This is a genomic window from Parasphingorhabdus sp., assembly GCF_036964675.1.
Taxonomy (GTDB): domain Bacteria; phylum Pseudomonadota; class Alphaproteobacteria; order Sphingomonadales; family Sphingomonadaceae; genus Parasphingorhabdus.
Genome location: NZ_JBALTF010000178.1, coordinates 1 through 528 on the forward strand (window position 1 = coordinate 1; position 528 = coordinate 528).

Genomic DNA, 528 nt, shown 5'->3' on the forward strand with positions numbered 1-528 from the left:
TCGGCGGCCTGACCACGGTCATGGACGTTAAAGTTATGGATTACCCCACCCATGCGGCCTCGCTGCCGGTGGCCATGATTCCCAATTGCGCGGCGACTCGCCATGCCCACTTTGTTCTCGATGGCTCGGGCCCTGCGCTGCAGACCCCGCCTGACCTCGATGACTGGCCAGACATTACCTGGGAAGTGGGTGAGCAGGTCCGCCGGGTCAATCTCGATACGGTAACGCCGGAGGAAGCGGCCGAGTGGCAGCCCGGCGACACTATCCTGCTGTCTGGCAAGATGCTCACCGGCCGCGATGCCGCGCACAAGAAAATGAAGGAACTGATCGACTCTGGCGAGGGTTTGCCCGCCGAGGTCGATCTGAAGGGCCGCTTTATTTACTACGTGGGTCCGGTCGATCCGGTACGCGATGAGGTTGTTGGCCCAGCTGGCCCCACCACGTCGACCCGCATGGACAAGTTCACCGATTTTATCCTCGAGCACACCGGCCTGCTGGGTATGATTGGCAAGGCCGAACGTGGTCCTG

The 528-nt window shown here is 61.7% G+C and carries 1 protein-coding gene; it reads left to right on the forward strand.

Annotation, left to right across the window (positions count from 1 at the left end; genetic code table 11):
• Nucleotides 1-528 (forward strand): fumarate hydratase C-terminal domain-containing protein (locus V7665_RS13835; protein WP_335665105.1); only part of this gene is annotated, 528 nt, incomplete at both ends.